Annotated in this window: 15 protein-coding genes; 9 read left to right on the forward strand and 6 right to left on the reverse strand. The window is 62.5% G+C overall.

Translation table 11 applies throughout. The features are described 5' to 3' along the window. The first annotated feature begins 1 nt into the window (after position 1). From truB to K3756_RS16335, 6 genes are all read left to right on the forward strand, one after another. Positions 2–913, forward strand: a complete 912-nt coding sequence (truB, locus tag K3756_RS16310) for a tRNA pseudouridine(55) synthase TruB (RefSeq protein ID WP_259989220.1) — start codon at positions 2–4, stop codon at positions 911–913. A gap of 187 nt (positions 914–1100) precedes the next feature. After that, a complete protein-coding gene (locus K3756_RS16315; RefSeq protein ID WP_259989222.1) occupies positions 1101–1592 on the forward strand; it encodes a hypothetical protein in 492 nt (163 codons plus the stop codon). An 85-nt stretch (positions 1593–1677) separates the two neighbouring features. Then, complete coding sequence (locus K3756_RS16320) at positions 1678–2187, forward strand: DUF1643 domain-containing protein (RefSeq protein WP_259989224.1); 510 nt, start codon at positions 1678–1680, stop codon at positions 2185–2187. Positions 2188–2289: 102 nt separating this feature from the next. Next, positions 2290–3273 carry a calcium-binding protein gene (locus K3756_RS16325; RefSeq protein WP_259989226.1) on the forward strand — a complete coding sequence of 328 codons (984 nt, stop codon included), beginning with the start codon at positions 2290–2292 and terminating at the stop codon, positions 3271–3273. Between the two features lie 152 nt (positions 3274–3425). After that, entirely contained in the window at positions 3426–3695 is a 270-nt protein-coding gene (rpsO, locus tag K3756_RS16330; protein WP_259989228.1) for a 30S ribosomal protein S15, read from the forward strand. Positions 3696–3856: 161 nt separating this feature from the next. Beyond that, positions 3857–4972 (forward strand): serine/threonine protein kinase, encoded by a 1116-nt coding sequence (locus K3756_RS16335; protein WP_259989230.1) that lies wholly within the window; start codon positions 3857–3859, stop codon positions 4970–4972. Here K3756_RS16335 and K3756_RS16340 read toward each other — a convergent pair. After that, complete coding sequence (locus K3756_RS16340; RefSeq protein ID WP_259989231.1) at positions 4969–5199, reverse strand: hypothetical protein; 231 nt, start codon at positions 5197–5199, stop codon at positions 4969–4971. The two genes, K3756_RS16335 and K3756_RS16340, sit on opposite strands and share 4 nt — an antisense overlap. A gap of 161 nt (positions 5200–5360) precedes the next feature. Then, a complete protein-coding gene (locus K3756_RS16345) occupies positions 5361–6527 on the reverse strand; it encodes a sugar-transfer associated ATP-grasp domain-containing protein (protein WP_259989232.1) in 1167 nt (388 codons plus the stop codon). 319 nt (positions 6528–6846) lie between these two features. Here K3756_RS16345 and pnp point away from each other — a divergent pair, with 319 nt between their 5' ends. Next, on the forward strand, positions 6847–8982 hold the full coding sequence (gene pnp, locus K3756_RS16350) for a polyribonucleotide nucleotidyltransferase (protein WP_259989234.1): 2136 nt from the start codon (positions 6847–6849) through the stop codon (positions 8980–8982). A 211-nt stretch (positions 8983–9193) separates the two neighbouring features. Beyond that, the gene (locus tag K3756_RS16355) at positions 9194–9766 is read left to right on the forward strand and encodes a L,D-transpeptidase (RefSeq protein WP_259989236.1); all 573 of its coding nucleotides are present in this window, start codon (positions 9194–9196) and stop codon (positions 9764–9766) included. Positions 9767–9822: 56 nt separating this feature from the next. Here K3756_RS16355 and K3756_RS16360 read toward each other — a convergent pair whose 3' ends face one another. Further along, positions 9823–10476: a peroxiredoxin gene (locus K3756_RS16360; protein ID WP_259989238.1), complete on the reverse strand. Its 654-nt coding sequence runs from the start codon at positions 10474–10476 to the stop codon at positions 9823–9825. A gap of 156 nt (positions 10477–10632) precedes the next feature. Between K3756_RS16360 and K3756_RS16365 the strand changes: the two genes are divergently transcribed. Continuing rightward, complete coding sequence (locus K3756_RS16365) at positions 10633–12060, forward strand: aldehyde dehydrogenase family protein (RefSeq protein ID WP_259989240.1); 1428 nt, start codon at positions 10633–10635, stop codon at positions 12058–12060. A 228-nt stretch (positions 12061–12288) separates the two neighbouring features. Here K3756_RS16365 and K3756_RS16370 read toward each other — a convergent pair whose 3' ends face one another. The 3 genes from K3756_RS16370 to K3756_RS16380 all read right to left on the reverse strand — a co-directional run bounded on the left by K3756_RS16370 (position 12289) and on the right by K3756_RS16380 (position 16410). After that, positions 12289–12936: an RluA family pseudouridine synthase gene (locus tag K3756_RS16370; protein ID WP_259989242.1), complete on the reverse strand. Its 648-nt coding sequence runs from the start codon at positions 12934–12936 to the stop codon at positions 12289–12291. 42 nt (positions 12937–12978) lie between these two features. Further along, a complete protein-coding gene (gene rarD / locus K3756_RS16375; RefSeq protein WP_259989244.1) occupies positions 12979–13899 on the reverse strand; it encodes an EamA family transporter RarD in 921 nt (306 codons plus the stop codon). Positions 13900–13968: 69 nt separating this feature from the next. Continuing rightward, entirely contained in the window at positions 13969–16410 is a 2442-nt protein-coding gene (locus tag K3756_RS16380) for an FAD-dependent oxidoreductase (RefSeq protein WP_259989246.1), read from the reverse strand. Between the last annotated feature and the right edge of the window lie 6 nt (positions 16411–16416).

Consider the following 16416-nt stretch of genomic DNA (forward strand, 5'->3'; position numbering starts at 1 on the left):
CATGGGACGCAAACGCAAGGGACGTGACATTTCGGGCTGGGTCGTGATCGACAAACCCGCAGGCCCCACGTCCACCGCCGTGGTCAACAAGGTCCGCTGGGCGTTCGACGCCAAGAAAGCGGGCCACGCAGGCACGCTTGACCCCGATGCCACGGGCGTTCTGGCCGTCGCGCTGGGTGAGGCCACGAAAACCGTCCCCTACATCACCGACGCGCTGAAGGCCTATGTCTTTACCGTGCGCTTTGGTGCCTCGACCAATACCGACGACGCCGAAGGCGAGGTGCTCGCCACCTCCGACGCCCGCCCCACCGACGATGAGATCAAGGACGCGATCGCCGGATTTATCGGCGACATCGAACAGGTGCCGCCGCAGTTCTCTGCCGTCAAAATAGACGGCGAACGCGCCTACAAGCGGGCGCGCGACGGCGAACAGATGGAACTGGCCGCACGGCCGCTTTATGTGGACAGCCTGCTTCTCGTGGACCGGCCCGACGCCGACCACGCCACGCTGGAAATGGTCTGCGGCAAAGGGGGGTACGTGCGCTCCATCGCCCGCGATCTGGGCGAAACGCTGGGGTGCCTCGGCCACGTGCGCGAACTGCGGCGCACATGGTCCGGCCCTTTCGACGTCGAAGGGGCGCTGACGCTCGATCTCGTCGATGACCTCGCAAAGACGCCCGCGCTCGACGCACATCTGCGGCCGCTCGAGCTGGGGCTGGACGATCTGCCCATGGTCACCGCCAGCGCTGAGGGCGCGGCCAAGCTGCGCAACGGCAATCCCGGCATGGTTTTTGCCAAGGATGTCGAATACGGCGATGAGTGCTGGGCCGCCCACGACGGACGCGCCGTGGCCGTCGGACGCTTCAAATCGGGCGAACTGCACCCCAGCCGGGTGTTCAATATTGGGGACTAATCGGTCCCTAATGTTACAGACCGTCACGCTTTTCACGCCGATGTCAGCCTGACGGGGCGTTTGTTTCAGCAATTGTTTCAGAACCGCGCCCCGTGATCAGGCTGGCGTGAGCCCCCTTTCGCGGGCCGTCCTGCCACGCCAGATTGATGTCAACGCACCGACATTGATCCAACAGTGGAGCTTACAGATGAAACAGACAGTCTTTACCATTCTCGCCTCCGGCGCTCTCGCAACCGTCGCCTTCGATGCCTACGGGCAGGCGATCAGTCCGCTTCTGGGCATGGCCAAACTGGCCCCCGTCGGGCTGGCCCAAAGCACGCTGAAGGAAGTGTTCGGCGCGGCCCCCTCCGGCGCGGCGCACCTGCTGCATGTGATCACCGGCATGGTGTTCTACGTGCTGGGGTACCTGCTGATCGCACGGCCCGTGCAACGCGCCGTTCTGCCCGCCCTGCCGTGGGTCGTGACCGCCGCCGTCTACGGCGTGGTGCTGTGGGCCTTCGCGCTTTACGTCATGGCGCACCTCGTGGCCGGGCTGCCTGCATTCCTTGGCTTTTCGGGCATCACATGGGTAGCCCTTTATGGCCACGTGATCTACGCCCTCGTCGCCGCATGGGTGCTCGAAGCCCGCGGCCTGTCCTTTGAACTCCCCAAGGCGCGCAGCACCGTCACCATCGGCTGATGCACCGCCCCTCCCCGCTGCCGCCGCGTGCCCCCCCGCACGCGGCGGTTTGCGTTTCGCACTGCAGGTTGCCAAAAGGGGCCGCATGATCACCCGCCACCATACCAAGGGCGACGCGCCCTCCACCGCCGTCTATTCCGACTGCGAAATCTACCGCTACAGCCTCGGGCGGGAATGGAACGGCGCGGGCCCGCGCGTGGCCTTCGTGATGCTCAACCCCTCCACCGCTACCGAAGTACAGAACGACCCCACCATCGAGCGTTGCGAAAGGCGGGCGCGCACGCTGGGGTTCGGCGGTTTTCGTGCCGTGAACATCTTTGCCCTGCGCGCCACTGATCCGCGCGACATGAAGCGGGCAAATGATCCGAATGGCCCCGAGAATGACGCCGCGCTAATAGGCGCCGCAGAATGGGCAGACCGGATCATCTGTGCGTGGGGGGTGCACGGGGCGCACCGGGACCGCGGCGCGCAGGTGGCGCAAACCCTGCGTAATACCGGGCGCGATCTGTATCATCTCGGCCTGACCAAGGCCGGGCATCCGCGCCATCCGCTCTACCTGCCCTACACCGCGCAACCGCAGATCTGGCATCCCTGATCGGGGGTCACGCGCCGTTAACCTTGGGGGCGTTAGAGTTTTGACGATTCGCGCGAATGCTGCGCATAGTCGGTAGGGTAATTCAGGGGCGGTGTAGGCGCGATGTTGTGGTTGGCAGGATTGATGGGGCTGATGGCCGTTGGCTCGGCAAGCATTATGGCCCCCTTGCCCGCAGGCGATGATGACGACGCGTCCAACGATGACCGTCCACCGGATCCGCTCGGGGGCGATGATCAGGGATTTCGCGGTGATCTGCTGGCCCCCGAAGGATCGGAAATCACCGTTCAGGAAGGTGGCGATGGGGCCGACACCCTCGACGGGGGCGAGGGCCGCGACCGCATCGGCGGCGATGACGGGGCAGACACGATCGCGGGCAACGAGGGCGACGATGAACTGCGCGGCGACCGTGGCGGTGACAGGCTGCTCGGCGGCGCAGACAATGACACGCTGCACGGCGGCAACGCGGACGACCTGCTGCAGGGCGACGCGGGCGACGACAGCCTCATCGGCAACAATGACAATGACACGCTGATGGGCGGCGATGGCGCAGATGCCCTGCAGGGGTCGGCGGGCGACGATCTTCTGCGTGGAGACGACGGCGACGACGTGCTGCAGGGCGGCTACGACGACGACACGCTCGAAGGTGGGGCGGGGGCCGATACGCTCTTTGGCGGCTGGGGCAACGATCTGGTCGACGGACGTGAGGATAGCGACACCGACGCCGGCGATTATCTCAACGGCGGTCAGGGCGACGATACACTCGTCATGGACGCCGCCGATACCGTGACCGCAGGACCGGGCAGCGACCAGATCGTGCTGGGCGACTGGATGGCCGAAGGCTCCGGCGCGCTCATCACCGATTTCGAAGCCGCCGACGACAGTCTCCTGCTCGTCTGGGACGACAGCGGTGATGCGGCCGAAGAACCCGAGGTGAGCCTGCGCATTGATCCCGAACAGGACAACCAGACCCAGATCCGCCTGAATGGCGCTGTCGTGGCACAGGTCAACGGCACCGATATCGCGGTCGACGACATCGCGCTCATGCCACTCAGCGTGGCCGCCGTGACGGGGCTTGCCATCTTCTGACCCGCCGTCAGACGCAATAACCCTTTGCACCTTCCCCCGAATTTGCCTATACGCCCGCATCTGCCGCCGACTCGCGGCAGACCCTCCATGGGCCTGCGCTGGACGACATCCCGGCCTGTGCCATCACACAAACCTTCGAAAAGGAGACCCCGATGTCGATTACAACAGAAGAAAAATCCCGCCTGATCAAGGAATTCGGCGCCAAAGACGGCGATACCGGTTCCCCTGAAGTACAGGTCGCCGTGCTCAGCTCGCGTATTTCCACGCTGACAGAGCACTTCAAGACCCACAAGAAAGACAACCACGGCCGCCGTGGTCTGCTCAAGATGGTCGCGACACGCCGTAAACTCCTCGACTACGTCAAGTCCAAGGACGAAGCGCGCTATCAGGACCTGATCAAGCGTCTGGGCCTGCGCCGCTAAGGCCAGCCAACCCGAACCGGATCAAGCCGCGCAGCCCCACAGGATGCGCGGCTTTTTTCTTTTTGCGCCGCTCCCTTCGCCCCGGCGCATCGACCCACTTGCAGAGGCCGCAAAATGACCCTACGGATTTGATCAAATGATCCACCGGGGAGGCTCTGATCATGCAAAAGACCGTCGTAAACAGCTGGAACGAGTGGGACCCGCTGCACCATGTCATCGTTGGCCGCGCTGACGATTGCCACATCCCGCCGGAAGAACCCGCGCTCGATGCGAAAGTCCCCGAAGACAGCGATATGCGCGGTCAATGGGGCCGTCGCCCCCAAGATACCATCGACCGGGCGAACGAACTGCTCGACGGTTTCGCAAAACAGCTGCAGGACCGCGGTATCCGCGTTGACCGCCCCGACAGCATCGACCACTCCAAACCCGTCACCACGCCCGATTTCCACACCGACAGCCAGTTCGGCTGCATGCCGCCGCGCGACGTGCTGCTGACGGTCGGCTCGGAAATGCTCGAGGCCACGATGAGCTACCGCTGCCGCTGGTTCGAATACCTCAACTACCGCCCCCTGATGCAGCGGTATTTCAATGAGGACCCTAATTTCCGTCACGAATCCGCCCCCAAACCGCGGCTGACGGACGCGGATTACCACCCCGATTACCTGTCGGAGAAAATCGGCGATGCAAAACGGCTCGAATGGGCCGCCAAGAAATTCTTCGTCACCACCGAAGAAGAACCGCTTTTCGACGCGGCGGACGTCCTGCGCTTTGGCCGCGATCTGGTGGTGCAACACGGGTTCACCACCAATCTCAAGGGCATCGAATGGCTGCGCCGGCACTTCCCCGACCACCGCGTGCACACCGTCAACTTCCCCGGTGATCCCTACCCGATCCACATCGACGCGACATTCACACCGCTGCGGCCGGGCCTGATCCTCAACAATCCGCAGCGTCGCCTGCCCGACGACCAGCGCGCGATGTTCGAGGCAAACGACTGGGAAATCGTCGATGCGGCGCAGCCCGCGCACAACACGCCACCGCCGCTGTGCTACTCTTCGACATGGCTGTCGATGAACGTGCTGGTGCTCGACCCGAAAACCGTCTGCGTCGAAAAATCCGAGGTCTATCAGGCCGAACAGATGGACAAACTGGGCATGAACGTGGTCGAGGTCGACCTGCGCGATGCCTACGCCTTCGGCGGCGGTCTGCACTGCTGCACCGCCGATGTGTACCGCGAAGGCACCTGCGAAGATTATTTTCCGTCGCTCTCCGGCTAGATCGGCATGTTGTCGAACATGTCGTCAAACGCATCGTCGTCCAGCCGCCGCTTCATCCGCTGAAGCCGCGGCGGGACGGGGTCGCCGCTTACGATCAACTTCGACATCAGCCGGTTCACATCCGCGCGCAGGCGCAAATGCTGGCTTGATCCGGCCTGTGTCGTGCGCCGTTCCAGCGCGTCGAGTGTTTCGATCAGTTTGGAATTACACGTATCGATCCGCATCATCGTTCCTCCCCAGGCGATTCTACCCACAGTTTAACCGCTATGGCGGGTCCATGCGTTAACGTTTCCACCAATCTGCGGCGATTTGCCGACCGCACACGGCACGGGGCGCGGCCCCCACCGGCACCGCGCCCCGAAAATCCAGCTGACCCAACAGCTTGCGGCTACCGGCGGCCGAAAAGCCCGCGTTTCGCTTTGCGCTCCGCCCCGAAATCGTAGCCGTGGCTTTCGAAAAACGCGCGCACCTGCGGTGTCAGCATGCCGCGCCCGCTGGCGTATTGCGGCAGATCAAACCCGCCACCGTAGTTCAGCTCGACAATCATCGGCCCGTCGGGCGTGATGGCGATATCCGTGGATTGATAGGCGATGGGCGCAAACAGAGATGCCGCCTTGGCGTTGATCTCGCGCAGCGTGTCCCAATGCGGCAGCGTCAGCCCCATCAACCCCGCCACCTGCGGATGGTCCTCGTGGAATGTGACCTCGAACTTGCCGCGCTCCGCCACGGTGCGGATCACGCCGGTCTCCACGTCCACGTCGCACGCCAGATTGCCCGGCCGCCAGAACGCATCGGCGATGTTGTCGCCCTGCGGCAGCTTGATCACCGCCTGCGGGCAATGGATCCCGTCATCGGTGACCAGATTGATCATCCGCACCGTGGCAAGGGCACCGGCATAGGCCGCGAACCCCTCGTGATTGCGCAAGGTCCGCTGCAACACATAGGGATTGTCGCCCACGAAATCGGACATGAACGCCTCATAGCGCATCGGCGCATGACCCGCGCAGGTGATATGCGTCTGGTCGGCGTCCGTGACATGGAACACGCCAAAGCTGACCATACCGCCAAGGATTTTGCCGAAAATACCGCTGTCGGCGTGGGCCAGCACCAGATCGCGCAGGGCATCTGCGGTCGTGATCTTGTCAATCGACGGATAGCTGCGCGCCGATCTGTCGATCACGCCCACGATCCCCGGCACGGGCACGCCGCCCGCCTCCATCAGCATCGTGGCCAGCACCTTGTCCTCTGCGGCACCGCTCCAGCTTTGGTCGTTGCAGGCATGTGCCATCGGCCAGTGCAGATCGTTCGAGATATAGGCGGCGCGGTCCGCATCGCTGTGCGCGTCGGTGCGAAACAGCCCGTTGCGGATGTACTCGACCATGTTCAGACGGCTGTGCGATTTGGAGATCTGTCCGAAATCACGCTGGATCTGCAGGGGCGACCGGCCGCTTTCGCGCGCCGCATAGATCAGCAGATCCTTGTGGTCGTTGTCGCGTGCGGCGTAATAGCTGCTCTTGTCGAGATCGGCGGCGCTAATGGGCGTTTGAACGTTCATTTTCTGATCCAGTCCATGCAATTCAATAGGTTTGTTCACGATATGGCATCAATCATCGGGGCAGAGTTGGGCGAAAATAGGGCGATTTGTCGGATTATTCGGTAATTTCGCGCAATCCGGCGGCGAAGTGCCCCTGCGGCACCCTGCGGCGCGCCGCTCTCTTTCCATCGGTGGTGTTCTGATGTATGCGCGACCCATCAGAAGAACGGCGCCCGGACCCCAGCGCCTGCAATGACGTGGTGCCACATGACTTATGCACCGGGGTCAGAGGGAATACGCCCTCTATGCAATGGCCAATGGGCCAACACAGGAAACGATGATGTTCAACGAAGTGAAGAAAAGCATGCAGTGGGGCGAAGAAACGCTCACACTCGAAACAGGTAAGGTTGCACGCCAGGCAGACGGCTCGGTGATCGTGACGTACGGCGAAACCTCCGTCATGGCCAACGTGACATTCGCCCGCCAGCAAAAACCCGGTCAGGATTTCTTTCCGCTGACCGTACACTACAACGAAAAATATTACGCTGCGGGTAAAATCCCCGGCGGTTTCTTCAAGCGTGAGGCCCGCCCCACCGAGAAAGAAACACTCACCAGCCGCCTTATCGACCGTCCGATCCGCCCGCTGTTCGTCCCCGGCTTCAAAAACGAAGTTCTGGTGATGTGCACCGTGCTGAGCCACGATCTGGTCAATGACCCCGACATGGTTGCGATGATCGCCGCCTCCGCCGCGCTGACCATCTCCGGCGCGCCGTTCATGGGTCCGATCGCGGCCTGCCGCGTGGGCTTCGAGGGTGGTGACTACATCCTGAACCCCGAAATCGACGACATGCAGGACTTGCGCCTGAACCCCGATCAACGCCTTGATCTGGTTGTCGCGGGCACCAAAGACGCCGTGATGATGGTCGAATCCGAAGCCTACGAGCTGACAGAAGCCGAAATGCTGGGTGCGGTGAAATTCGCGCACGAGCAAATCCAGCCCGTCATCGACCTGATCATCGATCTGGCCGAAGATGCCGCGAAAGAGCCGTTCGACTTCCAGCCCGTTGATTATTCCGACCTCTTCGAGGCCGTGAAATCCGCAGGCGAAGAAGAAATGCGCGCCGCTTTCGCCATCGCCGACAAGCAAGAACGCACCGCAGCCGTTTCTGCCGCCCGCGACACCATCAAGGGCAAGCTGTCGGACGAGCAACTGGAAGACGCCAACCTCGGCTCCGCCATGAAAAAGCTCGAAGCCTCCATTCTGCGCGGCGACGTTGTCAAAACTGGCACGCGGATCGACGGGCGCAAAACCGACGAAATCCGTGACATCGTCAGCCAGACAGGCCTGCTGCCCCGGACCCACGGCTCCGCGCTGTTCACCCGTGGTGAAACGCAAGGTCTGGTCGTGACCACATTGGGCACCGGCGACGACGAGCAGTTCATCGACGCGCTGCACGGCAACTTCAAATCCAACTTCCTGCTGCACTATAACTTCCCGCCCTATTCGGTTGGCGAAGTGGGTCGCGTGGGCCCTCCCGGCCGCCGCGAAATCGGTCACGGGAAACTGGCGTGGCGCGCGCTGCAGGCTGTCCTGCCCGCGGCAACCGACTTCCCCTACACCATCCGCGTCGTGTCCGAGATCACTGAATCGAACGGCTCCTCCTCGATGGCGTCGGTCTGCGGTGGCTCCTTGTCGATGATGGACGCGGGCGTGCCGCTGAAATCCGCCGTGGCCGGTGTTGCCATGGGTCTGATCCTCGAAGAGGACGGCTCCTACGCGATTCTGTCCGACATTCTGGGTGACGAAGACCACCTGGGCGACATGGACTTCAAAGTGGCGGGTACCGAAAACGGCATTACGTCGCTGCAGATGGATATCAAGGTCGCAGGCATCACGCCCGAGATCATGGAAAAAGCGCTGGCACAGGCCAAAGACGGCCGCATGCACATCCTTGGCGAAATGTCCAAAGCCATCACCGGCGCGCAGGAATTCTCCGTGCACGCACCGCGCATCGAAACCATGCAGGTGCCAACGGACAAAATCCGCGAAGTCATCGGTTCGGGTGGCAAGGTCATCCGCGAAATCGTCGAAGTGTCCGGCGCCAAGGTCGACATCAACGACGACGGCATCATCAAGATCGCAAGCCCGAACGGCGACGCGATCAAGAAAGCCTACGACATGATCCACTCCATCGTGGCCGAACCCGAAGAGGGCGCAGTCTACACCGGTACAGTGGTCAAGATCGTCGATTTCGGTGCCTTCGTGAACTTCTTCGGAAAACGCGACGGTCTGGTGCACGTGTCCCAGATCGAGAACCGCCGCCTGAACCACCCTTCGGACGTTCTGAAGGAAGGTCAGGAAGTCAAAGTCAAACTGCTCGGCTTTGACGACCGCGGCAAGGTGCGCCTGTCGATGAAAGTGGTCGATCAGGAAACCGGCGAAGAAGTCAAAAAAGAAGAGAAAGCGGACGACTAAACGTCCCTCTTCCGATGTGACAGATCAAAGGCCCCCGGCGCCCGCCGGGGGCCTTTTTCGATCCCCGACCGGCCCCGCCGCACGCCCGCGAAACCCGGCGATATTCGCGCAACACTTCCCCGCTCTCGGGATCGTGAGTGCATTTGCATGCAACTTTTTGGCGATACCGGCGTTAACTTACGATTCTTGTATTTTGACGAGGGACACTGCCATGTCTGCGATGAACCGCCGTACACTTCTTGCTTCCGGCCTTGCCACGGGCGCTGGCGCCCTGATGTCGGGCCCCGCCTTTGCCGCCGCTCAGGGATATCAGGTCCCCGACCACCACGCCCCGCGTCTGGTGGACATCCGGTCGCAATTCCAACCCTACGAAATCCACGTCGATCCCGGCCAATACGCCCTCTACTGGACCCTGCCCAACAACGAGGCGATCCGCTACGTGGTCGGCATCGGCCGCGAGGGGCGCTACACACCCGGCACCTTCCGCGTGCGGCGCAAGGCCGAATGGCCCTCCTGGACCCCGACCAAGGCCATGATCCGCCGCGAGCCGGAGATCTATGCCAAACACGCCGGCGGCATGCCCGGCGGTCCCGGCAACCCGCTCGGCGCGCGCGCGCTTTACCTGTATAAAGGCAACCGCGACACGTACCTGCGTATCCACGGCACACCCAATCCCCGTTCCATCGGCACCCGTGTGTCAAACGGCTGCGTGCGGATGGTCAATTCCCACGTGGAACAGCTTTACGAATACGTGCCCAACGGCACCCGCGTTGTGCTGCACTAACAAAAAAACGGCCGCAGCGCTGCGGCCGTTTTTCGTTTCTGGCCCCATGGCCGGTATCAGCTTGGCGCTTTGGTTGTGCGCAGATACGGCAGAACCGTCGTGAACTCGCCGAATTTCGCCTTGGCATCCTCGTCCGACACGGTCGCGGGGATGATCACATCGTCACCCACATTCCAGTTCGCAGGCGTCGCAACACCCTTGCCCGTTGAGGTCTGCAACCCGTCCAGCGCACGCAGCACTTCGGCGAAATTGCGGCCCACCGTCATCGGATAGGTCATCGACAGCTTCAGCTGCTTGTCCGGTCCGATGATGAACACCGACCGCACTGTCGCGCTGTCCGCAGGGGTGCGGCCATCGGGCATGTAAGCTTCGGCAGGCAACATATCAAAAGCCTTCGATACCGTCAGATCGCCATCGGCGATGATCGGGAAACCGGCGGTCGTGCCGGCGACCTTCTCGATGTCGCCCTTCCACTTCTTGTGGTCCTCGACACCGTCCACCGACACGCCGATCACCTTGGTGCCGCGCTTTTCCCATTCGTCGCTCAACTGTGCCACGGCACCGAATTCGGTTGTGCAAACGGGCGTGAAATCCTTGGGGTGGGAAAACAGGATGGCCCAGCTGTCGCCGATCCATTCGTGCAGGTTGAACGTCCCCTTGTCGGTTTCGACCTTCAGGTCAGGGATAGTATCGTTGATGCGCAAACCCATCTCAGGATCCTCCTTAGCAATTGCGTTGCCCCTAACCTAGTCATTTGACCGGCAAGTTGCATCCCCTCTCTTGCCCGCGCCCTGCGCGCCTGACAGAGTGCGCGCAAACCACCGTCGCACACGCCCGGTAACCGACATTCATCAAGGAGCATCACCATGCTGGAGAAACGCAACTTCTACATCAACGGCGCGTGGGTCGCCCCCGCCAAAGCCAACGACTTTGCCGTGATCGACCCCTCGACCGAAGAACAATGCGCCGTCATTTCGCTGGGCGATCAGGCCGACACCGACGCCGCAGTCGCCGCCGCCCGCGCCGCCTTTGACGGCTGGTCACAAACCCCCAAGGAAGAGCGCGCCGCACTGATCCAGAAACTGGCCGAGGTCTATGACCGCCGTCAGGAAGAAATGGCGCAAGCCATGTCGATGGAGATGGGCGCCCCCATCAACCTCAGCCGCGCCCAACAGGTCGGCGCAGGCAGCTGGCATATCGGCGGCTTTCTCAAGGCCTTCGAGAATTTCAGCTTCGAGCGTGATTTCAACGCCACCGAAAAAACGCTGCTGGAACCCATCGGTGTCTGCGCCCTGATCACCCCGTGGAACTGGCCAATGAACCAGATCATCCTCAAGGCGATCCCGGCCATGGCCACCGGCTGCACCATGGTGCTCAAACCCTCCGAGATCGCACCGCTCTCCGGTCTGCTTTTTGCGGAATTCGTGGACGAGGCCGGCTTCCCCCCAGGTGTGTTCAACATGGTCAACGGCGACGGCGCGGGCGTGGGCAGCCAGCTCTCGGCGCACCCGCAGGTCGATATGGTCAGCTTTACCGGGTCCACCCGCGCGGGCATCGCGATCTCCAAGGCCGCCGCCGATACGCTCAAACGCGTCAGCCTCGAACTGGGCGGCAAGGGCGCCAACATCATCTTCGAGGACGCCGACCCCAAAGCCGCCAAAGCCGGCGCAATCCGCTGCTTCCGCAACTCGGGCCAATCGTGCAACGCACCGACCCGCATGCTGGTGCATAAATCGCGCTACGACGAAGCGGTGGAAATGGCGTCCGAGGTGGCGACAAACACCCACGTCGGCCCCGCTTCCGAAGAAGGCAAACACATCGGCCCCGTCGTGTCGGAACTGCAATTCAACAAGATCCAGACGCTAATCGAAAAAGGTATGGAAGAAGCCCGGCTCACAGCCGGAGGCCTCGGCCGCCCCGACGGGCTCAACCGCGGATACTACGTCAAACCCACAGTGTTTGCAGACGTGACGAACGATATGACAATCGCGCGCGAAGAAATCTTCGGGCCGGTCCTGTCGATCATCCCCTTCGAAACCGAAGAAGAAGCCATCGCCATCGCCAATGACACCCCTTACGGCCTCACCAACTACATCCAGACCACCGACGACGAAAAACGCCGCCGCGTTGCCCGCCGTCTCCGGTCGGGAATGGTAGAAACCAATGGGCAGGGCTTTGCGCAGGGCTCTCCTTTCGGTGGCTATAAGCAATCAGGCAACGGCCGCGAAGGCGGTATCTTCGGGCTCGAAGAATTCTGCGAGGTCAAAGCAGTCTCAGGCTGGGCCGCCGAGTAATCTCCTTAAGGCGCGGCGCATGGTTGCAAATGTGGATTGAGTTTAAGAGCAAGGCGAAGCCGCTGCGGCAGCGTTTAATCGTATCTTAATCATCCAGCCGCACTGTCGGAACGCGCGGACAGCTGGAGAGCGACCCCGCGTGCAAGGTGAAGCCCCGCTTTTGTCAGATCACGGCAAAAGCGGGGTCATCCCTCACTTCATCTTGCCCTTTAAACTCATTCCGACCTGTCAAAATGGCGCCGGGGTCCGAATTTTGACCGACCGGCCACCCTCGGGGTGCTTGAAGCGCAGCTCTTCGGAGTGCAGCATCAACCGGTCGAACGCCCGCGCGGGGCCAGTGGCATAAAAAGGATCACCCAGAATCGGATGCCCGAGCGCGAGCATATGCACCCGCAGCTGATGGCTGCGGCCTGTATGCGGGGTCAGCCGGACGCGGGCGGTGGTCTGCTCGTCTTTCACAACCCGCCAATCCGTCTGCGCCGATTTTCCCGTCTCGTGGCACACTTTTTGCAGCGGCCTGTTCGGCCAGTCCACGATCAGCGGCAGATCAACTGTCCCTGTCTTCTCCGCGGGCACACCCCAGACCCGCGCGACATAGGTCTTGCGCGTCATGCGCTTTTCGAACTGCAGCCCCAGATGCCTTTGTGCGTGGGGCGTCAGCGCAAAGATCATGACGCCCGATGTGTCGCGGTCCAACCGGTGTACCAAAAGCGCGTCGGGAAATGCGGCCTGTACACGGCTCAACAGACAGTCGGCCAGATGCGGGCCCTTGCCGGGCACCGACAGCAAGCCGCTCGGCTTATCCACCAGCACTACCTGGCTGTCCTCGTGCAGGATTTCGAGCGGGCCATCCGGCGGGTCATACAGAGTGTCCATGCCCCCCACGTCTCAGAATTCAGGGGCCGGTGCAACCCGCAGCTACCGCGCTGCGGCACCGCGCATCTGGCGCACCATGGCGCCGGTGTACACGATCAACGCAAGCCAGATCAGCGGAAAGGCAATCATCCGTGCGCGGCCCATCTCTTCACCGAACACAAACACCGCCGTCAGAAAAATCATGGTCGGCGCGACGTACTGCAAAATACCGATGGTCGACAGGCGCAGCAGTTTCGCACCGTTGGCATAAAGAAGCAAAGGCACTGCTGTGACCGCGCCGCATCCCACCAGCAACCATGTCGTCGGCAGATCGCCAGCCGTGAAATGGCTTTGCCCCGTTGCCTGTAGCACCCCCAGATATCCGAGCGCCGGACCCAGCAGGATCAGAACCTCAAGCAAAAATCCCTGGTTCGGTCCGATGGGCAGGCTCTTTTTCGCGAGCGCGTAGAAGCCCCAACTCAGCATCAGCGCCAGCGCGACCCACGGCGGCCTTTGCGCATCAAGCAGCAGAACCAGCACGGCAACCCCCGCAATCGCGACCGCCACCAGCTGCGCCCGGTTCAGCCTTTCACGCAGCACCACCGCCGCGAGAAAAACGCTGAACAGCGGATTGATATAGTATCCGATCGCCGCATCCAGCGCCTGACCGGCGGCAATGGCATAGACATACACGCCCCAGTTCAACGAGATCAGCGCCGCGGTCACGCATCCCATCAGCAGCGTGCGCGGTGACGACAGCGCCGCACGCACGCTGGCCGTGCGGCCCAGCACCACAAGAACCACCAGCGCAATCGGCACCGACCACAGGATGCGGTGCGCCACGACTTCGGCCGCGGGCACATGGCTCAGCGCCTTCATATAAAGCGGCAGGAACCCCCACAGCACATAGGCTCCCATCGCAAAGGCCAGCCCCTGCGGTGTGTCCTGATCCTGTGTCGGCAAGCTGGTGGTGGGGCTGCGCATCCGGTGTCTCCGATCTGACCCAAGAGGTAGGTCAAACCGCAAATCATAGAAAGCGCTAGATTGTACCCGTTACACCTTTACCCGTTCGGACGCGGGATCGTACATCGGCTTGAGCGAGACCTCCGCCTGCACCCGCGTTCCCGCCACATCGATCTCGTAGCGCGAACCAAGCACATCGGCGGGCCGCTCTCCCGGGCAGGGCACATACCCCAGCCCCATCGCCCCACCCAGATGGTGACCGTAGGCCCCGGACGTCAGGTAGCCGACAATCTCGCCGTCGCGCAGAATCGGTTCATTGTGGTACAGCAGCGGCTCGGGATCGGTGAGCCGGAACTGCAGCAGCCGCGATTGCAGCCCCGTTTCCTTTTTCTCCAGCACCGCAGCGCGCCCGATGAAATCGGGTTTGGCGGTTTTCACGGCAAAGCCCAGACCGGCCTCCAGAACGTGGTCTTCCGAGGTGATGTCATGGCCGAAATGCCGGAACCCTTTTTCGATACGGCACGTGTCCATCATGTGCATCCCGCACAGGCGCATGCCAAAGTCCTGTCCCGCCTCGAACAGCGTCTTGAACACATGGGCGGCCTGATCGGCGCTGACATAGACTTCCCAACCCAATTCGCCCACATAGGTCACGCGGTGCACCCGCGCCATCCCCATGCCGATCTCGATCTGCTGTGCTGTGCCAAAGGGGTTCGCCGCCGTGCTGAAATCATTGGGCGACACCGCCTGCAACAGCTCGCGCGACCGTGGTCCCATCACCGCCAGCACGCCTTCTCCGGCCGTCGTGTCGGTGATGACCACGTTAAAATCACCGAGGTGGCGGCGCATCCACGTCTCGTCGGCCAACCGTGTCGCCGCCGGCGTCACCACCAGATAGGCAAATTCCGACAGGCGCGTCACGGTGACATCCGCCTCGATCCCGCCCCGCTGGTTGAGGAACTGGGTATAGACGATCTTGCCCACCGGCACCGAATAATCGCCGCCACCCACGTGGTTCATGAAGGCCTCCGCGTCACGGCCTTCCACACGGATCTTGCCGAAGGACGACATGTCGTAAAGGCCCACGTTCTGGCGCACTGCCAGATGTTCGTCGCGGACGTTGGTGAAAAAGTTCTGGCGTGCCCAGCTGTACTGGTAGGCGCGCTCCTGACCAGGCCGGGCGAACCAGTTGGCGCGCTCCCACCCGGCCAGCTCTCCCATCACCGCACCTTGCTCCAGCAACTGGGTGTGGAACGGGGTGCGGCGCACGCCCCGCGCGGTTTTCTTTTGCAGATAGGGATAGTGATCGGCATAAAGCAGGCCCAGCGTTTCGGTGCTGCGTGCCTGCAGATAGGTCCGGTTGCCCTGAAACGGCTGCATCCGGCCAATGTCCACATCGCCCAGATCGAACGGTTTCTGGCCCTCGTCCATCCACTGCGCCAGCGCCATACCCGCGCCACCCGCCGACTGGATCCCGATGGAGTTGAACCCTGCCGCGACCCAGACATTGTCCATTTCGGGGGCTAGCCCTAGGTGATAGGCGTCGTCGGGCGTGAACGATTCCGGTCCGTTGAAAAACGTGTGTATCCCCGCTTCGGCCAGCATCGGCATCCGTTCGACCGCCCGTTCGAGGATCGGCTCGAAATGGTCGAAATCCTCGGGCAGCTGGTCGAATTCGAAATCCTTCGGAATATCCAGCGTCCACGGCTTGGCCACCGGTTCGAACGCGCCCAGCAGCATCTTGCCCGCGTCTTCCTTGTAGTAGGCGCATTCATCGGGCACCCGCAGCACCGGCAACTGGGTCAGACCGGGAATGGCCTCGGTCACGATGTAGAAATGCTCGCAGGCATGCAGCGGCACGTTGACGCCCAGCATCCGGCCCACCGAATGGCCCCACATGCCGCCACAATTGACCACGTGATCGGCGGTGATGTGGCCGGTCTCGTCGCCGCGCTGCCAATCGACACCGGTGATGCGGCGGCCATCGCGGGTCACGCCGGTGGCGGCGGTCCGCTCGATCACCCGTGCGCCCCCCTGCCGCGCGCCCTTGGCCAGCGCCAGCGCGATGTTGGCCGGATCGCCCTGCCCGTCCTTGGGCAGATACACCGCCCCCGTGACGCCCTCGATGTTCAGATGCTCATAGCGTTGCTTGACCTCGGCGGCGCTGATCTCCTCGACCTCGACACCGAAGGCCCGCGCCATCGCGGCCTGCCGCAGGATCTCCTCATGCCGTTCGCCGGTGAGCGCTGCGGTAATCGATCCAACCCGCTTGAACCCCGTCGCCACGCCGGTCTCGGCCTCCAGATTGCCGTAGAGCTCTTGGGAATACTTCGCCAGCTTGGTCATGTTGGCACTGGCGCGCAGCTGCGCGATCAGACCCGCCGCGTGCCATGTCGTCCCCGACGTCAGCTGCTTGCGTTCCAGCAGCACAACGTCCTTCCACCCCAGTTTCGTCAGGTGATACGCCACCGAACAGCCGATAACGCCACCCCCGATGATGACCACGCGGGCGTGGGCCGGAACATCTGCCATGAGCTT

Origin of the sequence: Sulfitobacter sp. S190, assembly GCF_025141935.1 — a bacterium.
Taxonomy (GTDB): Bacteria; Pseudomonadota; Alphaproteobacteria; order Rhodobacterales; family Rhodobacteraceae; genus Sulfitobacter.

What these genes read in the sequence shown, in the direction of transcription:
- K3756_RS16325 (WP_259989226.1), top strand. Translation starts at nt 2,290, where the DNA reads ATGTTGTGGTTGGCAGGATTGATGGGGCTGATGGCCGTTGGCTCGGCA.
- K3756_RS16340 (WP_259989231.1), bottom strand. Translation starts at nt 5,199, where the DNA reads ATGATGCGGATCGATACGTGTAATTCCAAACTGATCGAAACACTCGAC.
- rpsO (WP_259989228.1), top strand. Translation starts at nt 3,426, where the DNA reads ATGTCGATTACAACAGAAGAAAAATCCCGCCTGATCAAGGAATTCGGC.
- K3756_RS16370 (WP_259989242.1), bottom strand. Translation starts at nt 12,936, where the DNA reads ATGGACACTCTGTATGACCCGCCGGATGGCCCGCTCGAAATCCTGCAC.
- K3756_RS16335 (WP_259989230.1), top strand. Translation starts at nt 3,857, where the DNA reads ATGCAAAAGACCGTCGTAAACAGCTGGAACGAGTGGGACCCGCTGCAC.
- rarD (WP_259989244.1), bottom strand. Translation starts at nt 13,899, where the DNA reads ATGCGCAGCCCCACCACCAGCTTGCCGACACAGGATCAGGACACACCG.
- pnp (WP_259989234.1), top strand. Translation starts at nt 6,847, where the DNA reads ATGTTCAACGAAGTGAAGAAAAGCATGCAGTGGGGCGAAGAAACGCTC.
- K3756_RS16380 (WP_259989246.1), bottom strand. Translation starts at nt 16,410, where the DNA reads ATGGCAGATGTTCCGGCCCACGCCCGCGTGGTCATCATCGGGGGTGGC.
- K3756_RS16345 (WP_259989232.1), bottom strand. Translation starts at nt 6,527, where the DNA reads ATGAACGTTCAAACGCCCATTAGCGCCGCCGATCTCGACAAGAGCAGC.
- K3756_RS16360 (WP_259989238.1), bottom strand. Translation starts at nt 10,476, where the DNA reads ATGGGTTTGCGCATCAACGATACTATCCCTGACCTGAAGGTCGAAACC.
- K3756_RS16365 (WP_259989240.1), top strand. Translation starts at nt 10,633, where the DNA reads ATGCTGGAGAAACGCAACTTCTACATCAACGGCGCGTGGGTCGCCCCC.
- truB (WP_259989220.1), top strand. Translation starts at nt 2, where the DNA reads ATGGGACGCAAACGCAAGGGACGTGACATTTCGGGCTGGGTCGTGATC.
- K3756_RS16315 (WP_259989222.1), top strand. Translation starts at nt 1,101, where the DNA reads ATGAAACAGACAGTCTTTACCATTCTCGCCTCCGGCGCTCTCGCAACC.
- K3756_RS16355 (WP_259989236.1), top strand. Translation starts at nt 9,194, where the DNA reads ATGTCTGCGATGAACCGCCGTACACTTCTTGCTTCCGGCCTTGCCACG.
- K3756_RS16320 (WP_259989224.1), top strand. Translation starts at nt 1,678, where the DNA reads ATGATCACCCGCCACCATACCAAGGGCGACGCGCCCTCCACCGCCGTC.